Here is a 21,249-nt window from a genome sequence, read left to right as displayed (position 1 = left end):
ATGATCACACTTATAACGGGTGCTACATCAGGTATTGGCGAGCAGCTAGCAATTAAATATGCGCAGCTAGGAGACACTGTTATAGCTTGCGGACGTAATAGTGAAAAGCTCGCCGAGCTTGCTAAATACGACAATATTCAAGCTTGTAAATTTGATGCAACTAACCTGCAAGATATAAAAGAGTCTACTATTGGCTTTCCTCATTTTGATCGAGTTATCTTAAACGCCGGTAACTGTGAATATATAGATGATGCGCGAAATTTTGATAGTGCATTATTTGCGCGTGTAATAAACGTCAATTTACTTTCTATGGGGTATTGCCTTGAGGCGTTACTTCCTAAAATAAATCCAGGCGGCCAGCTTGTTTTAGTTAGCTCAAGTGTTACTTATCTTGCGCTACCTCGTTCAGAAGCTTATGGTGCATCAAAAGCGGGTGTAAGTTACTTAGCAAAAAGCTTAGCTGTTGATTTAAATGATGTTGATGTGACTTTAGTTCATCCAGGTTTTGTAAAAACCCCGCTCACTAGTAAAAATGATTTCCCGATGCCTATGGCCGTTACCGCTGAAAAAGCCGCTGACTACATGATTAAGGGTATTCAAATACGCCGCAAAGACGTTCATTTCCCTTATCGTTTTACACTTATATTAAAAGCATTACGTATTTTACCACTCCCACTTTGGCTTAGAATCGCAAAAGGATTAGCCCGTTGAAAAAAATAGCAATAATAGGAACTGGTGTATCTGGTTTAACATGTGGGCATTTGCTTCACAAACATTATGATGTAACCATTTTTGAAAAAAATGATTACATAGGTGGCCACACTGCAACAGTTGATGTTGATGTAAGCGGCATAAAATACGCAATAGACACAGGCTTTATTGTGTTTAATGACCGAACTTACCCATACTTTGAAAAACTGCTAAAGCGTATTGGTGTCAATAAACAAAAAACAGAAATGAGCTTTAGTGTTCACAACGAAGCCACTGGTTTTGAATATAATGGCCATACGTTTACAAGTTTGTTTGCACAGCGCCGTAATATTTTCAGACCAAAATTTTGGCGTTTATTGTACGACATTGTTAGGTTTAACAAACTGTGCAAAGCAATGCATGAAAAAGGTGACTATCAATCTGAACAATCATTAGGACAATTGCTTAACGATAACCAGTTTAACGACTTTTTTAAATACCATTATATTCTTCCTATGGGCGCGGCTATTTGGTCTACCAGTATTAAAGAAATGGAAAACGTAGGCGTTGAGTTTTTTGTTAAGTTTTTCTTTAATCATGGGCTTTTAGATGTAACCAATAGACCACAGTGGTATGTAGTACTAGGAGGCTCTCGTCAGTACATTAAGCCGCTGATCAGAGGCTTTGCCGACAAAATTAACCTCAATACAAATATTAAATCTGTTACGCGTCAAAATGATGAAGTAACAATAGAGTTTGCCAATGGTGAGCAAAGTAAATTTGATAAAGTAATATTTGCTTGTCATTCAGATCAGGCGCTTGCACTACTTGGTGATGCTACGGAGCAAGAAAAGTCAGTATTGGGGGCAATAGCTTACACTGAAAACTCAGTGGTGCTGCACACCGATACAAACCTTTTACCAGATAGAAAAGCGGCATGGGCAAGCTGGAACTACCTACTTAATAACAACACTGATAAAGCAGCTGTTGTTACTTACCAAATGAATATTTTGCAAGGTATACAATCGGATACACAGTTTTGTGTAACGCTTAATCATCTTGAAGGAATAAGCCAAAGTAAAATTTTGCGCGAGTTTACCTATCATCACCCTGTATTTAACCAAGAATCTATTGCTGCTCAAAAATTAAAACACAGTATTGATGGGAACAATAATAGTTATTTTTGTGGTGCTTATTGGTACAATGGCTTCCATGAAGATGGTGTACACAGTGGTGTAGATGTGGCTAAACAGCTTGGGGTCGAATTTGACTAGTGCAGTTTATTTAGGCGATGTAAAACATCGCCGTTTTGCTGTTAAAGAACATCGTTTTAGCTATCCTTTGTATATGATGTGGGTCGATCTAAACAATCCTCAGCAATTAAATGGTGTACATAAAAACTTAGGTACATCAGGCTTAAAAGCCTTAAAGTTTAACGAGGCAGATTACCTTCAAAGTTTATCAGCTTCTGACCAATCTCCCATTATTGAACGTGCTCATAAGCAACTTTCTTCATTAGGTATAAAGGAAACATTTACTCATGTTTATATGCTTGGGCAACTACGCTGTTTAGGGGTTTATTTTAGCCCTGTTAATTTTTACTTTTTGGTAATAGCGATAATAGCTTTACGTATATGATTGCTGAAGTAAGTAATACACCGTGGAATGAACGCCATTACTATTTAGTCTCCTTAGAAAAAAAGTGAACTTTAAGAAGGTTTTTTCCGTATCACCTTTTATGAATTTAGATATGAACTATCATTGGCATATTCGACAGTCGCCTGATAAAACATTGATACATATTGAAAATAAACGAGATGAAGTATTATTATTTGATGCAACACTTCGTTTGAAACGTGCAGAGCTTACTAATCAAGAAGTCAGTAAGTTACTAAAACGTTTTCCGGCCATGACGTGGTCGATATTTAAAGGTATTTACCATCAAGCGCTAAAGTTATTTATAAAGCGAGTGCCTTTTTTAGGTCACTCAGGTAGGCCATAAAACATATACAGATAGTTAGAACAATAAATAGGTATTTTAATGGATAAAGTGTCGAGCTTAAATTGTGAACAAAGCACTAGTTGGTTAACTAACATATATAAAAAATTAGTAACTAAAGCCTTTTCGTCAATTAAAACTGGTCAAATAGTTTTGATTGAGGGAAACGAAAGAACTATTTTTGGGGATTCATCTTCAGAACTAAAAGCAACTGTTACAGTTAATGATAAAGCTATGTATAAAGCGTTTGCATTATCTGGGAGCGTTGGCGCTGGTGAAGCGTATATTTTGGGTCACTGGTCTTGTGACAACTTAACTTCATTTATAGAAATATTTGCTATAAACGAAAAGCAACTCGATGAGTTTGAAAAAAATTCGCATTTTTTAGTAATATCGCACACCGATTTAATCACATAAAAAATAAAAATTCTGAATCAGGCTCTAAAAAGAACATTGTTGCTCATTACGACTTAGGTAATGATTTGTACGAATCATTTTTAAGTAAAGAAATGCTTTACTCAAGTGCTGTATATCCTACTAAAGAAGCAACACTTGAAGAGGCGCAGCAATACAAGCTTAAACGCATTTGCGAGCAAGTTGAGCTTCAAAAAAATGATTCAGTAATTGAAATTGGTACAGGGTGGGGGCTTTTGCTATATATGCAGCCACACATTACGATTGCCATGTAACTACAACAACCATATCTGATGAGCAACATGATTATGTAGCTAACAAGATTGTTGAGCTTGGTCTTGAGAATAAAATAACATTACTCAAGCTCGATTACAGATTACTAAAAGGTAAATACGACAAGCTTGTTTCTATTGAAATGATAGAAGCGGTTGGTCATGACTATTTACCTAGCTTCTTCACTCAGTGTGGTGAGCTCTTAAAAGACGATGGCGCAATGCTCATTCAAGCTATAACTATTGGCGATCAGCGTTATAAGCACTACTTAAAAAATTCTGACTTTATCCAACAGTATATTTTTCCGGGCGGATGTTTGCCATCACTTAACGAAATGAGTGAGCAGATTAAAAATAATACCGACATGGTAATTCATACTGTTAATGATATTGGCGCTCACTACGCACGAACATTAGCTGATTGGCGAACCCGTTTTATAAAAAGCTGGCCAGATTTGGACCGTTCAAAATTTGATGAACGCTTTTATCGCTTGTGGTTATTTTACTTTGCTTATTGCGAAGGTGCGTTTAGAGCTAGAGCTACAAGCACAGTGCATTTAATGGCACGTAAACCGAGGTTTATGAGCGATAACGATGATATTGCGCTCGGTTATTAATTTTGTTTTATTTCAAGCAGTGTGGTTTTTATCATTGCTGCTTGAGGCTGATTCGCTATTTTTTAGCGGATTAATTATTGTTTTAATGTTTTGTTTGTCAAAGCAGAAAAAACAAGACACCTTACTACTAATTAAAGCCCTACCTTTAGCAATGTTGTTAGAGTTTATAGCGGTAAAGTTAGGCTTGTTAGAATTTAAAGTTTATCCCTTTCCTCTATGGCTCGCCTTTTTATGGGTTGCATTATTACTTTCTTTAAACACCTCAATGATCTTTTTAGGTAGGTTAAAACTTTGGCAGGCCTTTTTAGTATGCATGGCTTTTGCGCCAGCAAGTTATTGGGCTGGAGCACGCTTTGAAGTAATAAGTTTAGGGTTCCCTTTATGGCAATTCTGGCTCGTTTACGGGGCGCTTTGGTCTACAGTGTTTACTGTTATTCTTTTTATAAACCAAAAAATCAAGTTATTTATCAATCGCTGATCTTCCATAATTTCTATTTCGTAACATTACCCATTGACTCAAAGGAAGCTTATTTTGAAATCTTTACTAAAGGCAGTTACTTTTTATTTGCTTACAACTTCAATTGTTTTAGCTAACACACAATTCAATAAAGTAGGCGAAGCACGAATGGAGTATTTATTTTGGGATGTATATGACGCTGTGCTATTTACCCCTTCAGGTAATTACAGCGCAGGAACACATCCTATTAAGTTTAAGCTTACCTATTTACGCGACTTTGAAGCTAAAGAAATAGTTAAAGCAACAAATGAGCAGTGGGAACATCTTGGAAAAAAGAGCTAGCTGATAAATATGACAGTAAATTATTGTCTATTTGGCCTGATATAAAAAAGGGTGACTCACTAACATTAGTGACAAATGAGCAAGGTATGAGCACTTTTTATCATAATGATGAAAAAATGGGTGAAATTGATGAACCTCAATTTTCGAGTGACTTTTTAGCTATTTGGCTTGATGAAAAAACCTCTGAGCCAAAACTACGAAAGCAACTATTAGGGAATTAATATGAATATATTAAACACGTTAAAAACAGCATTGATCTGCTCATCAGCTCTACTTTTAATTAGCTGTTCAGCGCCAAATGTTGAACATTATAAAAACACATCGCCAAATTTCGACTTTAAAACATTTTTTAGTGGAAATTTAAAAGCCTATGGCGTTGTACAAGACTTTAAGGGCGAATTGACCCGCAAGCTGGTTGTTGATATGAATGCAACGTGGGATGGTAACCAGGGCGTTATTGAGGAAGATTTTGTTTACGATGATGGTGAAACACAAAAACGTATTTGGAAAGTAACGCTTAATAACGATAACAGCCTAACGGGCACTGCTGATGATGTTATTGGTGTAGCTAAAGGGAAAAGTAATGGCAGTGTATTTCATTGGAACTATAATGTTGAACTTGCATATGATGACAGCACTTTAAACGTTAATTTTGACGATTGGATGTACTTGGTTACACAAACGCGCTTGATAAACCGCACATCTATTGTTAAGTTTGGTGTCGAGGTCGGGGAAGTGACCTTAGTTATCGAAAAAATATAGTTTATTATGTTGCCTAAGTTGCACCAAAATTGTACTTAAATTAAGTTGTTGTTAACTCAACATGCTGTATTTTACCGAGAATTATTTAAATTTTATGTGTTTTTGAAGATTTTAAACAAAAAATGCAATTTGCTGTTGCTAACTGTTTAAAAATGCATAAAGATAGGATTTGCGAAGGCAAAATAATAACGAATAGGAATCTAACAATGAATAAAGCTCAATTAGTTGAAAAAATTGCTACTGATGCAGAAATCTCTAAAGCTGCCGCTACTCGTGCTCTTGACGCGTTTACCGGTGCTGTAACTTCTTCTTTAAAAGAAGGTGATTCAGTAGCGTTAGTTGGTTTTGGTACTTTCTCAGTAAAAGAACGTGCAGCTCGCACTGGCCGTAACCCACAAACGGGTGCTGAGATCCAAATCGCAGCAGCAACTATCCCAAGCTTTAAAGCAGGTAAAGGTCTTAAAGACCAAGTAAACCCTTAATAGGTTTAACAAATTAAATAAAAAAAGGGCTAATTAGCCCTTTTTTTTATCTATTAAAAAGCCAAATTTCAATGGCTTAATTATAGGTAAGTTATGCTTTTAAGGCTTTATCGCCTCTTCCTATGCCTACAGCACCTGAGCGCACAACTTCAATAATGTCAGTTTCATGTCGCAACGTATCTAAAAATGATTCTATCTTATCTGTGCTACTAACAAGTTGTAGGCTGTAACTTTGACGTCCCATATCTAAAATAGCGCCTTGGAAAACATCGACCACACGGGTTACTGCAGCACGGGTTGATTCATCTTGCGCGAATACTTTAACTAATAAAAGCTCGCGTTCGATGTGACTCATCTCGGTTAAATCTATAATCTTTAATACATCAACAAGTTTATTAACTTGCTTTGTTATTTGCTCAACAACACGGTCATCACCCATGGTGGTAATAGTGATACGCGATAATGATTGATCATCAGTTGTACCTACAGTCAGGCTATCAATATTGTATGCACGTTGTGAAAAAAGCCCAACAATACGTGATAGAGCACCGGGTTCATTTTCTAATAATATAGATAAAATACGACGCATTATGCTTTTACTCCTTTACGTAACCACATCTCATCAATGCCACCTAATTTAATTTGCATTGGATATACATGCTCTTTTTCGTCGACAAGAATATCTAAAAAGACTAAGCGGTCGTTTATGCTCATCGCCCTGTCAATTGCAGGTTGTAGTTCATCAAGCGTATTTACTTGAATACCTACATGTCCGTAGCTTTCAACTAACTTAACAAAATCAGGGAGGGAATCCATGTAAGATGATGAATGGCGTCCGCCGTAAACCATATCTTGCCATTGACGTACCATACCTAAAGAGCGGTTATTAAGTGATACAACTTTTACCGCAAGGTTGTACTGTAAACAGGTAGATAGTTCTTGGATATTCATTTGAATAGAGCCATCACCTGTAATACATACAGATTCTTTATCCGGAAAGGCTAGCTTTACACCCATTGCAGCAGGTAAACCAAAGCCCATAGTGCCTAGGCCGCCTGAATTTATCCACTGACGAGGATGTTTAAATGGGTAGTATTGCGCTGCAAACATTTGGTGCTGACCAACGTCAGAACTTACGTAAGCATCGCCATTAGTGGCTTTATAAACAGCTTCTATAACGGCTTGTGGTTTAATTTTTTCGCTATCAGTGTTGTAGCTTAAACATTTTTGTTCGCGCCAGCTGATAATTTGACGCCACCAATCTTCTTGTGCGCTGCGGTCGATTTTAATTGGGCTTTTATCGATACCTGCTTGTAGTTGCTCCAGCACCGTTGCTAAGCAACCCACAACGGGAATATGCGCTTTGATTGTTTTAGAAATAGAGGTTGGGTCTACATCTACATGTACAATTGTGGCATTAGGGCAAAACTTTTGAACATTATTAGTTACCCTGTCATCAAATCGGGCACCTAATGCCAAAATAACATCGGCGTTAGCCATTGCTTTGTTTGCTTCTAGTGTACCGTGCATGCCTAACATACCGACAAAGTTAGGGTGCACACCTGAAATACCACCCAATCCCATTAGTGTGTTTGTAATTGGCGCATTTAACGATTCAACTAAGTGTGTTAATTGCTCTGACGTGTTTGAAATAACAATGCCGCCACCCGAATAAATAACAAGCTTTTTAGCTTCTAAAATGGCAGTAACAGCTTTTCGAATTTGCTTAGAGTGACCTTTAGTATTAGGACTGTAGGTTCTAAGTTCTGTTGTTTGAGGAAATTCGTATTCAAACTTAATCGCAGGGTTTAGCATGTCTTTAGGGAGTTCAACTACAACTGGGCCTGGACGACCTGTACTGGCTATATAAAAGGCTTTAGCGAGTATTGCAGGGATGTCTTTAGCACTTCTACAATTAAAGCTGTGTTTAACTATAGGGCGAGAACAGCCAACAATATCAGTTTCTTGGAATGCATCGTCACCAATTAAATTTGTAGGTACTTGGCCTGATAATACAACCATAGGAATTGAATCCATGTAGGCCGTTGCAATACCTGTAATACAGTTTGTAGCGCCAGGGCCTGAGGTTGCAAGCACAACACCCACGTCACCAGTTGCTCGTGCATAGCCGTCGGCCATATGCGTAGCAGCTTGCTCGTGACGCACGAGTATGTGTTCAATATCATCTTGTTGAAAAAGTGCATCGTATAAATCTAATACTGAACCACCGGGGTAGCCAAATATGTATTTAACCTTTAAATCTTTTAATGCCTGAACAACTAGTTCAGAACCATTATATTCTTGTTTGCTCATCCTCATTCCTCTGTGCGCTTTTTATGCATAAAAAAACCCCCGCGTAGTGCGAGGGTTTTTAAAAGCAGTATCACCTTTTAATACATCCCCGCTAGGCTTATAACTAAGACCAGTACGAGTACGACTAAAAGATTAATGTGTGTGTTCATAGTTTTTACTCTACTTAGCAAAACACTGCTTTTAAATTAAAAATTCTGTATAGGTTTATTTTTAAGGGTTTTGAGCCTTTATGTCAACCTTGAAAGCGGTTTTTTGCATTTTAAATTCGTTTTGTGGCTTTTTTTAATTTAAATCTGCAGAAACTCTGTGTTTAACTGAGTTTACTAGCAGAAATTATGCACTTTAGGTTGTGGGTTCGATTTTAGATATAAAAAAATAGTGAGAGACCATTAACTTTTATTGCATATGTTAACTATATGTTTTTATCGCCTGTTTAAATTCCTATTATTAGGTATGATTACTACATAATTATGTTTGAGGAAAACACAGTGAAAAAAGTGATGTTAATTGCGCTTTTAACTACGCTATTAAGCCCAATAGTGGCAGCTAATAATATAAGTCCGCATGATGTTGGTATAACTAACGAAGAACGTATTTTATATTGGCTTAAAAAAAGAGACCAAATATCTTCAAGTGAGTTAGATAGTTCATTTAAGTCATATATGAGTAATAAAGAAGCTGCCAATCACTCAATTAAAAATGGCTTTAGGCAATTTAAATCCTCCTCTAACGTTTTTTCAAACACAAATAAACAGCAGGTTGCTTTTTCAACGTCACTAGTGCCAGATCAAAGTGTTAATGATGTAAAAGTGTTAGCTATCTTAATTGATTTCCCTGATCTAAAACATGACGACAATCAGCTTGTAGAGCAAGACACCGACATGTTTTACGCTGAATATTCAACTGAGCACTATCAGCAAATGCTTTTTAATACTCAAGGTTATACGGGCCCTGATGGACAAAGCTTAAAAACGGCTGCTGATTATTATAAAGTGGCTTCGGGGAACAGCTTAAACTTTAACGGACAGGTATATGGCTGGGTAACCGCTGATAGCAATGCAAAAATATATGGTGAGCGCCAAGGCAGTACACGGGATATAAATGCACCCGCTTTAATTAAAGAGGCTGTGGAGAAGGCGGTTGCAAAGTTTAATATTAATTTAGCGGATTATGATTTAACCGATTTAGATGATATTGATGGCGACGGTATTGTTAATGAACCTAATGGCATCATTGACCATGTAATGATTTTTCATTCAAGTATTGGTGAGGAAGCAGGTGGCGGTTACCTAAGCACCGATGCTATTTGGTCGCACCGCTACTATGTGTTTGATGAAAATAGCGGGCCGAGCGAGATCGCAGGCAGCAATATTAAGCTCTTTGGTTATACCATTAACCCTATTGATGCAGGGATTGGTGTGGTAGTGCATGAGTTTGGACATGACTTAGGATTATTGGATGAATACGACTTGCAATCTAACACGGTAGGTGAGCCCGTCGCGTCTTGGTCAGTTATGTCGACAGGAAGTTGGGCTGGTTCGCCAAGAGGCTCAGAGCCGGTTATGTTTAGTCCTTATGCGCTTGAGTATTTACAAAAACGATACCGGGGTAACTGGGTTAACCAGCTTACGCTTGATATGGATGAGATAGAGGCTAACTCACAGCAAACATTAATTAATACTGCGAGTACTTCACAACTGCAAAATCAAATAAAAATAACACTGCCACCAAGGCTCGAAAAATTTAGGGCTCCAGTAGAAGGTGATTTTCAATACTATTCAAATACGGGCGACAATATTAGCAACAGCTTAGCGAATACAATAGCGCTACCAAGCATAACTGAGACACTTACTTTAAGCTTTATTGCTTATTACAGTATTGAGCGCGATTACGATTTAGTTCAAGTAAAAGTAAATGGCGAGCCAATCGCGAGTAATTATACGCAAGCGCTTAATCCATACTACGGTGATATTGGTCCGTATATCTCAGGTGATTCATTTCTTAATAGTGATGCTAAGCAACCTAACGGCTATTTAACCCATAAGTTTGATTTATCAGTTTATGCTGGGCAAACAATTGATTTAAAAATTGAATACATAACAGATGCGAACACACATTATTATGGTTTTGTTGTTGATGATATGCGCATTGAGCAAAGTGATACTTTAATTTGGCAAAATAATGCACAGGATCAAGTTAACACTGAGTTTAATGGCTTTGAAAAAATTGGTAATTACACATATGCATCACCATCACATTACTATTTACAATTGCGTTCATACACAGACGTTGACAATAGCTTACAAGCAGAGCAGTACTCACCGGGGTTATTATTGTGGTACAGCAATGAATCTCAAGCAGATAATAACACTACCGAGCATCCAGGCAGTGGTTTTGCATTAGTGGTAGATGCCGATCAGCGCTCAATAAATAAAGGCAGTACGCAAACTCCGGCTGCTTCAGCAATTCAAATACGTGATGCTGCTTTTAGTCTATACCAACAAAGGGCAGGGTTAGGTGATGATGATTTATCAGCTATCACCCAGTTCACTGATAAAAACGATTATAGCTTTTCAGCACAAAAACCATCGGGTGTTATGCTTCCACAGGTTGGTTTTGGGTTTAATATTATAAATCAGTCAGCTGATAGTGAAGACATAGAAGTAGAGCTTAATTACGATGTCACTAAGGGTATTAATTTTACCAAAACAGGTTTAACCGTTAATTTTAATGTAGAAGGTTTTGCACTCACGCCTTCGGATACATTTACGTGGAATTTTGATGATGGTAGCTCAAGCATAGAGTTAACCCCTACTCATGAATACCAAGACTATGGCACTTACAACGTTGAGTTTATGGCAAGTAATGGTACTTCAGATCAAGTAGCTGTAGTTCAAGTTACACTAGCTGAACCATTATCTGTAAATGAAATTGAATATGAAATAAACCAAGGAACTTTAACAGCTGAGGCTTCGCTTACAGGTGGGGTCGCACCGTATACTTATAATTGGCAGCTAGGGGATGGAAGTACTTTAACGACGCAATCGCTTACTTATAATTATTTATACTCTGGTGATTACCAAGTAACGCTTACAGTGACGGATAACGAAGGCACGGAGCAAACTAAAGCGATTGATGTAACTGCAACTGTTCCGCTTAGCATAAACGCAAACGCTACCGTTAGTGATTTAAGCGCACAATTTAATGCCCAAGTAACCGGCGGCTTTAATAGTTATACTTACAGTTGGGATTTTGGTGATGGCAGTGCGTTATCAAATTTACAAAACCCAATACATACTTATCAAACTGACGGGACATATAACGTAACGTTGAATGTTACTGATACTCAAACCAATGATACTTTTACTAAAGAGTTATCTGCTACTGTGCAAAAACAACAAAGTAGTTCGGGGTCAAGTGGCGGATCACTTTCAGGTTTATTAGGATTACTACTTTTGGGCTTATTTAGGTTTAATACTAACTTGCATAAATACACTAGGTTAGTATAAACGTAGTTAGCAAACATAAAAAAGCCCGCTAAATTAGCGGGCTTTTTAAATTAATAACAAATATTAATTATAAACGGTCAATTACTGATTGAGTGAAATCAGTGGTACCGTGGCTGCCACCTAAATCGCGAGTTGTACGGTCGCCTGATTTAATTACATCAGCAACAGCACTACGAATACGCTCTGCTGTATCGCCCATATTTAAATGCTCAAGCATTTGAATAGATGCTAAAATTACAGATGTTGGGTTAGCTAGATTTTTGCCTGCAATATCAGGCGCGCTACCATGTACAGCTTCAAAAATTGCTGCGTCTTCACCAATGTTAGCACCAGGTGCCATACCTAAACCGCCAACTAAACCAGCACAAAGGTCAGATAAAATATCACCAAATAAGTTAGTCGTAACAATTACGTCAAACTCTTCAGGTGTCATTACCAGCTTCATACATGTTGCATCGACAATCATTTCATTTGATTCAATTTGTGGGTAACGCTCTGCTACTTCACGTGCTACTTTTAAAAACAAACCAGATGTTGATTTTAAAATGTTAGCTTTATGAACGGCAGTTACTTTTTTACGACCTTCGCGTACCGCTAGCTCGTATGCAAAAGTTACGATTTTTTCTGCGCCTTCACGCGTAATTATCGATTTTGCTTGTGCTTCATTACCGTCTTCACTTACTACTTGGCCAGCACCTGAGTACATACCTTGGGTGTTTTCACGAATAGTAATGATATCAATATCGTCGTAACGCGCTTTAGTACCAACAAATGATTTAACTGGGCGTACGTTAGCGTATAAACCAAATTGCTTACGAAGCGTTACGTTAATAGACGTAAAACCTTCACCTACAGGCGTAGTTAAAGGACCTTTTAATGTGATTTTATTTCTAGCAATGGTATCAACCGTTTCTTGCGGAAGTAACTCACCTGTTTTTTCAAGTGCTGCAAGGCCTGCATCAACAAATTCATAATCAAAGTCGCAACCTGCGGCTTTTAATATTTCAAGTGCTGAGTCGATAATGCTCGGACCGATGCCGTCGCCTTTGATCACTGTGATGGTTTGTTTGGCCATTGACTTTTCCTTTAAAGATTTTGATTTGCACATAAATTATTACTCTGAGAGAGTAACAGCTTGTTAGGTCATTTATGTGAATGGGATTGAAAATTGTAAGGGCGCATTTATACCAACTTATCGCCCATTTTGCTAGTTTATACTACAAATACTGGGTATAAATTGTATTTATAATGGAAATAAAAAGACTAAATAACCTGAACACAGAACAAGATATTTACTAACATATTGAACCATAATGATATTTAAAATTATTTTTCTAGCCAGAGATTTTCAATGAAAAAAGGCGAATTTGCGCGTCATTAGCTTGCTTATTGCAAGTAGATTAAACGCAGTTAGCGTCAGGTTTAATCCCTCAAATTGATTAAGTATTATTACGGATTGGTATTAAATAGTATTAGATAAGGCAAGCTCTTGGAGCTGTTCATTAAATAAGTGATGGTTTTCCCATTTTTGAGTAGTTAATTGCTGATCTAATATTTGCTGTTGCCAAGTGCTTAGCTTTAGCTGCGGTTTAAATACGGTTTGTGTAAGCGCCTTTATTGCTACCCATAGTTTACTGCGTTCGTTGAGCTGCTTTTTTGGAAGATGTTCAGCTTCCAATAATGCGATTGCCCAAGGGTTATCACTTAATAGTAATGTAAGTTGTGCTTTTAGCTGCTCAGTGTCTAATGAACTAACACCAAAAAAGGCACTAATAGGCGTATTCAATGTGGTGTTAGGTGTTTCATCAATCATTATTTTTCTAGATATATGTGTACTGCATTGTGTTAATAAAAAATAAGCATAGCCATAAAGAGGAAGTGCGATATGTTCAAATTGAATCATTTTATTTTTACTAACCAATAGAGCAATAATTTCTACTATGCACTCTAGTCGCGTTAAAACAAATTGTTGTAAAGGGTGAGGAGTTACCTTAACCAGTTGCTCAAATATAACTCGCTGAATAATTGCAGGGGCATTAAAATAACCAACCATAGATAGACTATGTTTCAAATTTTTAGCCGCTTGATGTTCATTATTATAAGGTTTTACAGCCTCACATAGATTTTCTATTACATTAGGATAAGGCGCCATAATTTGGCTTAACGCTTTGTAGCTGTATTCATGCTGCAACTTAAGACGACTAATTAACTCTATCAAAGCTAGCGACCCATTATTTAGTATATTGGCAGTGGAAGTTATATGCTCACTGTCCCATACACTAATTTGGATACGTGAATCATTTGATTGCCACTGGATAGCGTTGCTGTTTAGCAATGCCTTGACTCTATACCACGCTATTTTATTTTTATTCTCGACGTTTATTAGTATATGACGCTGCTGATTGTCGCTGGCCAAATACACCATTAATTGATCATTATATATAACTCGGCTACCCGGTAATAATGGGCCTATATGTGCGATTAAAAATTTTATTAGCTGTTGCGCAAATAGGTTAGGTGTACGTATATATAAATCGCCGAGAGCTTTAAAAAGACTAATATGTTGTTTAGAAGGGCTATAAGTAATGTTCATTGCAATTATATTAGCGATAGCAACAAGCGTAATGCCACCATCATAAAGCATTATTTTTGGTGTAGTGACTAATGCTTGCTTGTACTTACTTAGTTTTGCAAGAACTTGCGTTATTGGTTTTGCTGAATCACCACCAGTTAAGATTATTTTAGCGGTGAGCTGGTGGCGTAGTTGCCATATTTTTTTATCACTATCACTAAACTTTAATTGTTTGGAAAGCTTGTTTAGTTGCTCACCCACACATAAGTGATCAACAAGTGCAGCACAGATATATAATTCACTAAGCTGATTATTGTATTGCTGGCTTTTACACAAAGCAGCGGTTAAAACACATTGATTGATAACCAAATTAACAGAATAACTATATTTAGGGTTAAATACAGCACACCTAGCTTGTAAAGCTACAGGGTATTGCTCATATAATTCTCTGTATTGCTCAGAAAGTTTACATACTGCAGGGTAGACTGTCTGCCATTGTTTTTTTACATTATATAAAGTTAAAAATAGTTTTGTATTTTCAAGTAATTGGTTTAGTTTGACAGAAATAGGCTCATTCATTATGCCTTCACCTAGTTTTAATCCTGATATTTTTTATAAGCACTAGGCCCCCACAAAATAAGTTGACCATTTTTAAATAACAGTCCGGTACATTCATCTATGGTTGTTATGCCATCGGACGTTTTATGTTGCGTGCGATAAAAAATGATTTGAAGTACTTCATCACTATTGCGTTTTGCAAAAGTAAGATCTGGGCTGCCTAAGTAGTCAAGTACACTATTAATAGTAGTAGGCTGCTCTAGTGAAAGCTTTTCGATATAACGTTTATTAAATGCTTCGCGGTCTTGCCAAATCATCGCTTGGGGGTCATCTTTATAGAAAGTGATCACCAATGTTGCTATTAGCGCATATAGCCCTAAACCTAGAATTAAATACCTAAAAAACTTTTTCAACATTATTTACTCTGGTCACAGAATCTAATAATAGTATACGTATTGTAATTAGCACACGCTATAAACATGCGACTAACTAAGCCTTAATTGCTTTAAACTAAAACCCAAGTTTATATCCGTGCGTAAACTAACCAGTTGTTTTGAGATTACATACATATCCATATTTGCTTCTAGCTTTTTATGAATACTTGGGCTTAGTAATTTATCTTCTAGCGCTTGCTCAACAGTATTATAATTATTAATAAGTTGTTGAGCCGACTTTATCCCTATGCCTTTTACGCCTGGAATATCATTGGTTTTATCACCAGCGAGTGCCCAAAAGTCTACTAACCTACTTTGTTGAACTCCAAAACGTTCTTTTATACTGTGCTCATCAAGGTATTGCTTTTTAAAGTAATCATAAATAGTTATGTATTGACCTAAATGAGGTAAGAAACCTTTGTCAGTAGATACAATTGTGTTGCTTACATTATTCGTTGCAGCTTTACACGCAAGAGTGGTAATAATGTCGTCAGCTTCGTCATTAATAGGTTCAAATACTACAATACCTGTTTCTTCAATGGCTGTTTTGAAATGTATTAATGCATCCTTCAAAATTTGTGGCATTGGCGAGCGTGAATGTTTGTAATTTTTATAGAAATGGTAACGCCAACTTCTGTCACCATCAAACACAGCAATAGCATGGGTGGCGTTGGTAGTGTTAAGTAGTTTTTTGCATGCATGAGCTACTCTAGCACAACATGCTTCGATCATTTGATCATCACTGTGGTGTTTTTGGTTTACGTCAACCGCGTAAATGCGCCTAATTAGATTAAGCGCATCTATAAGAAGTAAATGTGGTTTCAAATTATAAAACTCATGCTTTTATTTCATAACATGGAGTGTACTTACTACCAGGGAGTTTCATACGTCCTTGGTCAACAAATGCCTGAAGCAGTTTATCCATATCTTTCATCAAAGCGGGCTCACCGCTTAAAATATAACGGCCATTTTGTTTAATCGCTTTTATACCTTCGTCTTTTACATTGCCGGCAACAATTCCTGAAAATGCTCGTCGTAAATTAGCTGCTAATAACTGTTTCGGTTGATTAAGGTGTAAATCAAGACCAGCCATATTTTCATGGGTTGGTGCAAAAGGTTGCTGAAAATCGTTATCAATCTTTAGCGTCCAGTTAAAGTAATACGCATCACCTTCGCTTTTACGATAATTGCGTACATCAGTCATTGCTAACTTTAATGTTTGTCCAACTAATTTAGGGTCATCAATAATTACTTCAAATTTGTTGAGCGCTTCTTTACCTAATGTCATTTCAACAAATTCGCACAGTTCTTTAAAATAAGCTTCGCTTTCTTTTGGGCCCGTTAAAATCACAGGCATGCATTGTTTGGCGTTGTCAGGATGTAACAATATACCTAATAAATACAAAAGCTCTTCTGCGGTGCCAGCTCCACCAGGAAAAATAATTATAGCGTGAGCGGTGCGTATAAATGCCTCTAAACGCTTTTCTATATCAGGTAAAATTACCAGCTCATTTACAATTGGGTTCGGTGGTTCAGCAGCAATAATACTTGGTTCAGTCAAGCCTAAGTAACGATTATCTTTAATGCGTTGTTTCGCGTGGCCAATGGTGGCTCCTTTCATAGGGCCTTTCATTGCGCCAGGTCCACAACCTGTGCAAATATTTAAACCGCGTAAGCCTAATTCGTATCCCACTTGCTTAGTATATTTGTATTCAACTTCATTAATAGAATGTCCGCCCCAACAAACTACCATGCTAGGTTCGCTATTTACGCGCAATGCATCGGCATTTCTTAGCATGTCAAACACCATATGAGTAATGGCTTTTTGTTCTTTAAGATTTTTTTCGTATTTTTGACATATAAATAAAATATCGCGGATAACAGAGAAAATATGTTCGTGAATACCGGTGATAATCTCACCATCTACAAAAGCAGTTAAGGGTGGATTTTCAAGCTCAATTTTAATCCCGCGTTCACGGCTCAATAGGCGTATATCAAAATCTTGATATTTATCATAAATTTCGTTGCTGGCGTCCGTATGACTCCCCACGTTTAGCACAGCAAGTGCACAATTTCTAAATAGTTTATAGCGCTCGCTAGTGGATGATTGCTCTAATAAATCAACTTCTAGTTGTGACAATAAATCTAAAACCCCAGTTGGGTTTAATTGTATTAGCATCGGCGTTCTCCTTGCTATTCTTTTATGTAAATTACCACTTCGTGATATCTTTTATTTAAAATAAAAAATATGACATTATTTACTTATACAAAGACGATCCCGACCTGTATTTTTCGCTTCATAAAGAGCATCATCTGCTCGGTCAAAAGCGATTATAGGTGTATCGCCTTTCTTTAACTGAGTAACACCTAGAGAAATAGTTATTTCAATTTGTTTATCTTTAAATTTAAAAGGAATACTTTTAATTATCTTCCTCAGTTTATCAAGAGGGGCCGTAGCATTTATGAGCGAAGTACTAGGCATAAGTAAAACAAACTCTTCACCGCCATAACGGGCAATAAAATCTGATTTTCTAACAGATTTTTGTAGTGCTTTGGCTATAACTTGTAGTGTTATATCCCCAGCAGTATGACCAAATCTATCATTAATGGATTTAAAATGGTCAACATCAATCACCGCAAGAGTGACATCCGATGACTGAACATTAAATAGGTGTATTTCATGGTTGTAACGTTCATCGAATGCAGCACGATTAGGCAGTTTTGTTAAACTATCCAATAGACTTTTAAAACGTTGTTCGTTTAAGCGTTTTTTATATTTTGTTAGTTTGCTTTCAAGGGTACCAATACGACCATTAATTTCATCAAAGCTAGAAACCAGCATTTCTCTGTCAGTGCGTTCAAGTTTTTCTTTTGCAATAAAGTCTTCACTAAGCGATTTTAATTCGTTATCAACCAACTCTTTTAAAGATGATATAGAAGTTGCATTTTGAGTTTGCACATTAAGATTTTTAATTTTACTTTCAATGCTTTTATTCAAAATATCAAACTCAACTTCCATCGATTTTGAGTGTTTACTTGTTGATACAATTGAATGATGTAAATCTTCAAGTGTTTGGTTTAAAGAAGATAAAAAGCTTTGTGCCGATTTACGCTCTTTATTAATATTCTTTACAATAACACTAATTATATTAATAGAAGCCTTTAACAGTGCATCTAACGTGTCGCTTTCTGTAATACAATTTTTTATGTATTTAATTTCTTCAGTTGCTTCGTCTTCCAACACTAATTCGTTAGCTAATTTTAGTAATTTTTGTGCAAGCTCAGGTGTTGCAGTACATTTATCGTCAGACGCAGCTTCTAGTTTGAGACTTAATGTTTGATGATAAAAAGAAATTAGTTGGTCAAGTAAAGGTATAAAATCATGGGTAGAGTGCACTTGATTAATTTCGTGATCTAATAAATGGCGAAGTGTTCTACGTGTATCCTCTGGTAACCCTTTTGTTTTTTGCAGTTGTTTACCAGCATTCTGTACGCTGCTATACAAATCTCGTTGTTGGGAGAGTTGTACTGATTCTTGGTTTTTTAATAAAACAATTGTTTCACTTATCAATGGCGATAGATCTTCAAAGCTGACACCTTTAATGAGTGCAGCCCTGAACTTAGCAAGCCTATTATCTAATTCAGTATCAAGTCCTTTACAACTCAATGATAATTTAGCTGAGAAATCAGAAAGAGTGTCCACCTGATATTTACGCGCGTCTTCAACAGCCATTCGGGCGTTAATTGCTTGTTTTAGTTTCCTATCTGTAGCGTTAGATTTATCAGACACCTAAGCTTACCGCCATCGTATTAGTTATATTATCTTCAGTTTACAACAAATTTTTGTTATGTGTAGTTATCTAACTAAAAACTTAGTAATTTTAGTAAGCTAATGCGTATAAACTCATGTACAAGACTCTTTATCGTATTTAATTCACATTTAAATCCGAGCTTGTTAATCTAGCTAATAATTAAGTTTCTATTAAGAGTTTTTATGAAAAAGTTATTAGCTTTATCGATTGTAGCTGCATGTTCTACTTCAGCTTTTGCTGATGTAAATTACGAATTAAAAATATCTGAACCACAGCATCATTTGGGTAATGTAAGTGTTGAATTTCCAAAATCAGCACAATCTCATATCGATGTAAAACTTCCTGCTTGGCGTACCGGGCGATACGAAATTTTAAACTTAGCCAATGGCGTACGTTACTTCAATGCAAAAGATGAAGATGGCAAAGAGTTAACGTGGGAAAAAATTGACCATAGTACATGGCGTGTACATCTTAATAAGCCAACAGAAGTTAATGTTGATTATCAAGTGTATGCAAATGAACTAGGCAAACGCGCCCGTCATATTGACGACAGCCATGCATTTATTGATGCATCAGGCTTTTTTATGTTTAGCGAGTCGTTTCGTCAAGAGCCAGTAACAGTCAATTTAGATATACCTAAAAAATGGCGTTCTGTATCAGGTATGGATAATTTAGAGGGTAAAAATTCATTCAAAGCAGCTAACTACGATGTGCTTGTTGATTCGCCAATCGAAACAGGTATAAATCAATTACACACATTTGAAGTAGATGACCGCGAATATGACTTAGTTGTATGGGGCGATGGTAACTACGATGTAGATTTAATGCTTACAGATCTGAAAAAGCTAGTAGCGACAGGTAATGTAATTTGGGATGGCTATCCGTATGAACGTTATGTATTTATGGTACATGCAACGTCGGGAGCGGGTGGTGCAACTGAGCATTTAAACTCTACTATTATACAACGCCCACGCGATCGATTTGGTAGCCGAGAAGATTACTTAGGTTTTATAAGCACAGCCGCACACGAATTTATTCATACATGGAATGTAAAAGCATACCGCCCACAGGGTTTAGTGCCGTACGATTACACGAATATGAATTACTCTAAACTACTTTGGATCGCAGAAGGTTCAACAAGTTACTTTGAAGATCATTTATTAGTGCGCTCAGGCATTCAAACAACAGATGAATTTTTTAAAGTAATGAGTAAAACAATCAACCGTCATTTACAAACACCGGGCCGTGAAGTGCAAAGCGCAAGTGAAACAAGTTTTGATAAATGGATTAATCAAGGTGGCGATCACGCACGTAACTACAGCACCAATATATATTCAGAAGGTTCGTTACTTTCACTTGCTTTAGATATCGACTTACTAGAAAAAAGCCAAGGTAAAATAAGCTACCGCGATGTGCACAAAGCACTTTATAACAATCATAAAATGCCAGCAGGGTTTACAGACGTAGATGTGCTTAACATTTTAAAAGATTTAACAGGGCGTGATTACTCAAGCTGGTGGCAAAAAAATGTAGAATCGCCTGCAAGTATCAACTTTGATGAGTTACTTGCTAAAGTGGGCTTAAAATATGAACGACCAGAGAAAGCAAAAGCGCTTGCGAGTATTGACGCCACCGCTAAAAATACCGGTGAGTTACTAACACTAAGTTACGTTCGTCGTGGCGGAAGTGCATGGGAAGCGGGTTTAACTACCGATGATAAAATTGTTGCTATAAATAAGCATCATGTAGGTAAAGATTTAAAAACGAGCCTAGAAACATTTAAAGCAGGCGAGAAAGTAACCGTTGACTATATTCGTCGCGATGCTCTTGATAGCTTAACATTAGTATTATCAGAAGATTTTGATAAACCTAAAAAAGTAGTTGCTAATAAAGACGCTACGCTTGAACAAAAAGCCCTATTTAAAGCGTGGATCGGTGTAGAACACCCTGCAGATGTAAAAAAAGACTAAAAGTGATTTATACCAACCTGCATAAATACTTGAACAATTTAACGAA

15 protein-coding genes and 3 pseudogenes are annotated in these 21,249 nt (G+C 36.8%); 10 read left to right on the top strand and 8 right to left on the bottom strand.

Going from position 1 to position 21,249, the window contains the following annotated elements; genetic code table 11:
* The 8 genes and pseudogenes from P4S71_RS00235 (at nucleotide 1) to P4S71_RS00200 (ending at nucleotide 6,035) form a co-directional block, all read left to right on the top strand.
* Nucleotides 1-711: an SDR family NAD(P)-dependent oxidoreductase gene (locus P4S71_RS00235; protein WP_337149806.1), complete on the top strand. Its 711-nt coding sequence runs from the start codon at nucleotides 1-3 to the stop codon at nucleotides 709-711.
* Nucleotides 708-1,964, top strand: coding sequence for an NAD(P)/FAD-dependent oxidoreductase (locus P4S71_RS00230; protein WP_337149805.1), 1,257 nt, complete (start codon nucleotides 708-710; stop codon nucleotides 1,962-1,964). The genes P4S71_RS00235 and P4S71_RS00230 overlap by 4 nt, the downstream gene beginning before the upstream one ends.
* Nucleotides 1,957-2,692: pseudogene (locus P4S71_RS00225) on the top strand (DUF1365 domain-containing protein). The gene P4S71_RS00230 and the pseudogene P4S71_RS00225 overlap by 8 nt, the downstream one beginning before the upstream one ends.
* A gap of 39 nt (nucleotides 2,693-2,731) precedes the next feature.
* A pseudogene (locus P4S71_RS00220) lies at nucleotides 2,732-3,992 on the top strand (class I SAM-dependent methyltransferase).
* Nucleotides 3,970-4,470 carry a DUF2878 domain-containing protein gene (locus tag P4S71_RS00215; protein ID WP_337149804.1) on the top strand — a complete coding sequence of 167 codons (501 nt, stop codon included), beginning with the start codon at nucleotides 3,970-3,972 and terminating at the stop codon, nucleotides 4,468-4,470. The pseudogene P4S71_RS00220 and the gene P4S71_RS00215 overlap by 23 nt, the downstream one beginning before the upstream one ends.
* A gap of 54 nt (nucleotides 4,471-4,524) precedes the next feature.
* Nucleotides 4,525-5,012 (top strand): annotated as a pseudogene (locus tag P4S71_RS00210) (chalcone isomerase family protein).
* Between the two features lies 1 nt (nucleotide 5,013).
* Nucleotides 5,014-5,553 carry a DUF3833 domain-containing protein gene (locus tag P4S71_RS00205; protein ID WP_096794590.1) on the top strand — a complete coding sequence of 180 codons (540 nt, stop codon included), beginning with the start codon at nucleotides 5,014-5,016 and terminating at the stop codon, nucleotides 5,551-5,553.
* 206 nt (nucleotides 5,554-5,759) lie between these two features.
* Nucleotides 5,760-6,035, top strand: coding sequence for an HU family DNA-binding protein (locus P4S71_RS00200; protein WP_002962474.1), 276 nt, complete (start codon nucleotides 5,760-5,762; stop codon nucleotides 6,033-6,035).
* Between the two features lie 91 nt (nucleotides 6,036-6,126).
* On the opposite strand, the gene ilvN is transcribed toward P4S71_RS00200, so the two are convergent.
* Together ilvN and P4S71_RS00190 are read right to left on the bottom strand one after the other, a co-directional pair.
* Complete coding sequence (gene ilvN / locus P4S71_RS00195) at nucleotides 6,127-6,624, bottom strand: acetolactate synthase small subunit (RefSeq protein ID WP_007376319.1); 498 nt, start codon at nucleotides 6,622-6,624, stop codon at nucleotides 6,127-6,129.
* Nucleotides 6,624-8,348 carry an acetolactate synthase 3 large subunit gene (locus P4S71_RS00190; RefSeq protein WP_337149803.1) on the bottom strand — a complete coding sequence of 575 codons (1,725 nt, stop codon included), beginning with the start codon at nucleotides 8,346-8,348 and terminating at the stop codon, nucleotides 6,624-6,626. The genes ilvN and P4S71_RS00190 overlap by 1 nt, the downstream gene beginning before the upstream one ends.
* Nucleotides 8,349-8,836: 488 nt before the next feature.
* On the opposite strand from P4S71_RS00190, the gene P4S71_RS00185 reads away from it, so the two are divergent.
* On the top strand, nucleotides 8,837-11,857 hold the full coding sequence (locus tag P4S71_RS00185; protein ID WP_337149802.1) for an immune inhibitor A domain-containing protein: 3,021 nt from the start codon (nucleotides 8,837-8,839) through the stop codon (nucleotides 11,855-11,857).
* 67 nt (nucleotides 11,858-11,924) lie between these two features.
* On the opposite strand, the gene P4S71_RS00180 is transcribed toward P4S71_RS00185, so the two are convergent.
* The 6 genes from P4S71_RS00180 to P4S71_RS00155 all read right to left on the bottom strand — a co-directional run bounded on the left by P4S71_RS00180 (nucleotide 11,925) and on the right by P4S71_RS00155 (nucleotide 19,211).
* Nucleotides 11,925-12,932 carry an isocitrate dehydrogenase gene (locus P4S71_RS00180; RefSeq protein ID WP_007376316.1) on the bottom strand — a complete coding sequence of 336 codons (1,008 nt, stop codon included), beginning with the start codon at nucleotides 12,930-12,932 and terminating at the stop codon, nucleotides 11,925-11,927.
* Nucleotides 12,933-13,319: 387 nt separating this feature from the next.
* Nucleotides 13,320-15,008: a hypothetical protein gene (locus tag P4S71_RS00175; protein WP_337149801.1), complete on the bottom strand. Its 1,689-nt coding sequence runs from the start codon at nucleotides 15,006-15,008 to the stop codon at nucleotides 13,320-13,322.
* 17 nt (nucleotides 15,009-15,025) lie between these two features.
* Nucleotides 15,026-15,403, bottom strand: a complete 378-nt coding sequence (locus P4S71_RS00170) for a DUF3192 domain-containing protein (protein WP_007376313.1) — start codon at nucleotides 15,401-15,403, stop codon at nucleotides 15,026-15,028.
* Nucleotides 15,404-15,472: 69 nt separating this feature from the next.
* On the bottom strand, nucleotides 15,473-16,246 hold the full coding sequence (gene xni, locus P4S71_RS00165) for a flap endonuclease Xni (protein WP_096794594.1): 774 nt from the start codon (nucleotides 16,244-16,246) through the stop codon (nucleotides 15,473-15,475).
* 10 nt (nucleotides 16,247-16,256) lie between these two features.
* Nucleotides 16,257-17,600, bottom strand: a complete 1,344-nt coding sequence (gene ppnN / locus P4S71_RS00160) for a nucleotide 5'-monophosphate nucleosidase PpnN (protein ID WP_337149800.1) — start codon at nucleotides 17,598-17,600, stop codon at nucleotides 16,257-16,259.
* 75 nt (nucleotides 17,601-17,675) lie between these two features.
* Nucleotides 17,676-19,211, bottom strand: a complete 1,536-nt coding sequence (locus P4S71_RS00155; RefSeq protein WP_337149799.1) for a GGDEF domain-containing protein — start codon at nucleotides 19,209-19,211, stop codon at nucleotides 17,676-17,678.
* Nucleotides 19,212-19,415: 204 nt separating this feature from the next.
* Between P4S71_RS00155 and P4S71_RS00150 the strand changes: the two genes are divergently transcribed.
* Nucleotides 19,416-21,203: a M61 family metallopeptidase gene (locus tag P4S71_RS00150; RefSeq protein WP_337121013.1), complete on the top strand. Its 1,788-nt coding sequence runs from the start codon at nucleotides 19,416-19,418 to the stop codon at nucleotides 21,201-21,203.
* Nucleotides 21,204-21,249 lie beyond the last annotated feature (46 nt).

The sequence above is a fragment of the Pseudoalteromonas sp. B62 genome (assembly GCF_037162565.1).
GTDB lineage: Bacteria > Pseudomonadota > Gammaproteobacteria > Enterobacterales > Alteromonadaceae > Pseudoalteromonas > Pseudoalteromonas fuliginea.
This window is presented reverse-complemented; position numbering and strand designations above follow the sequence as displayed.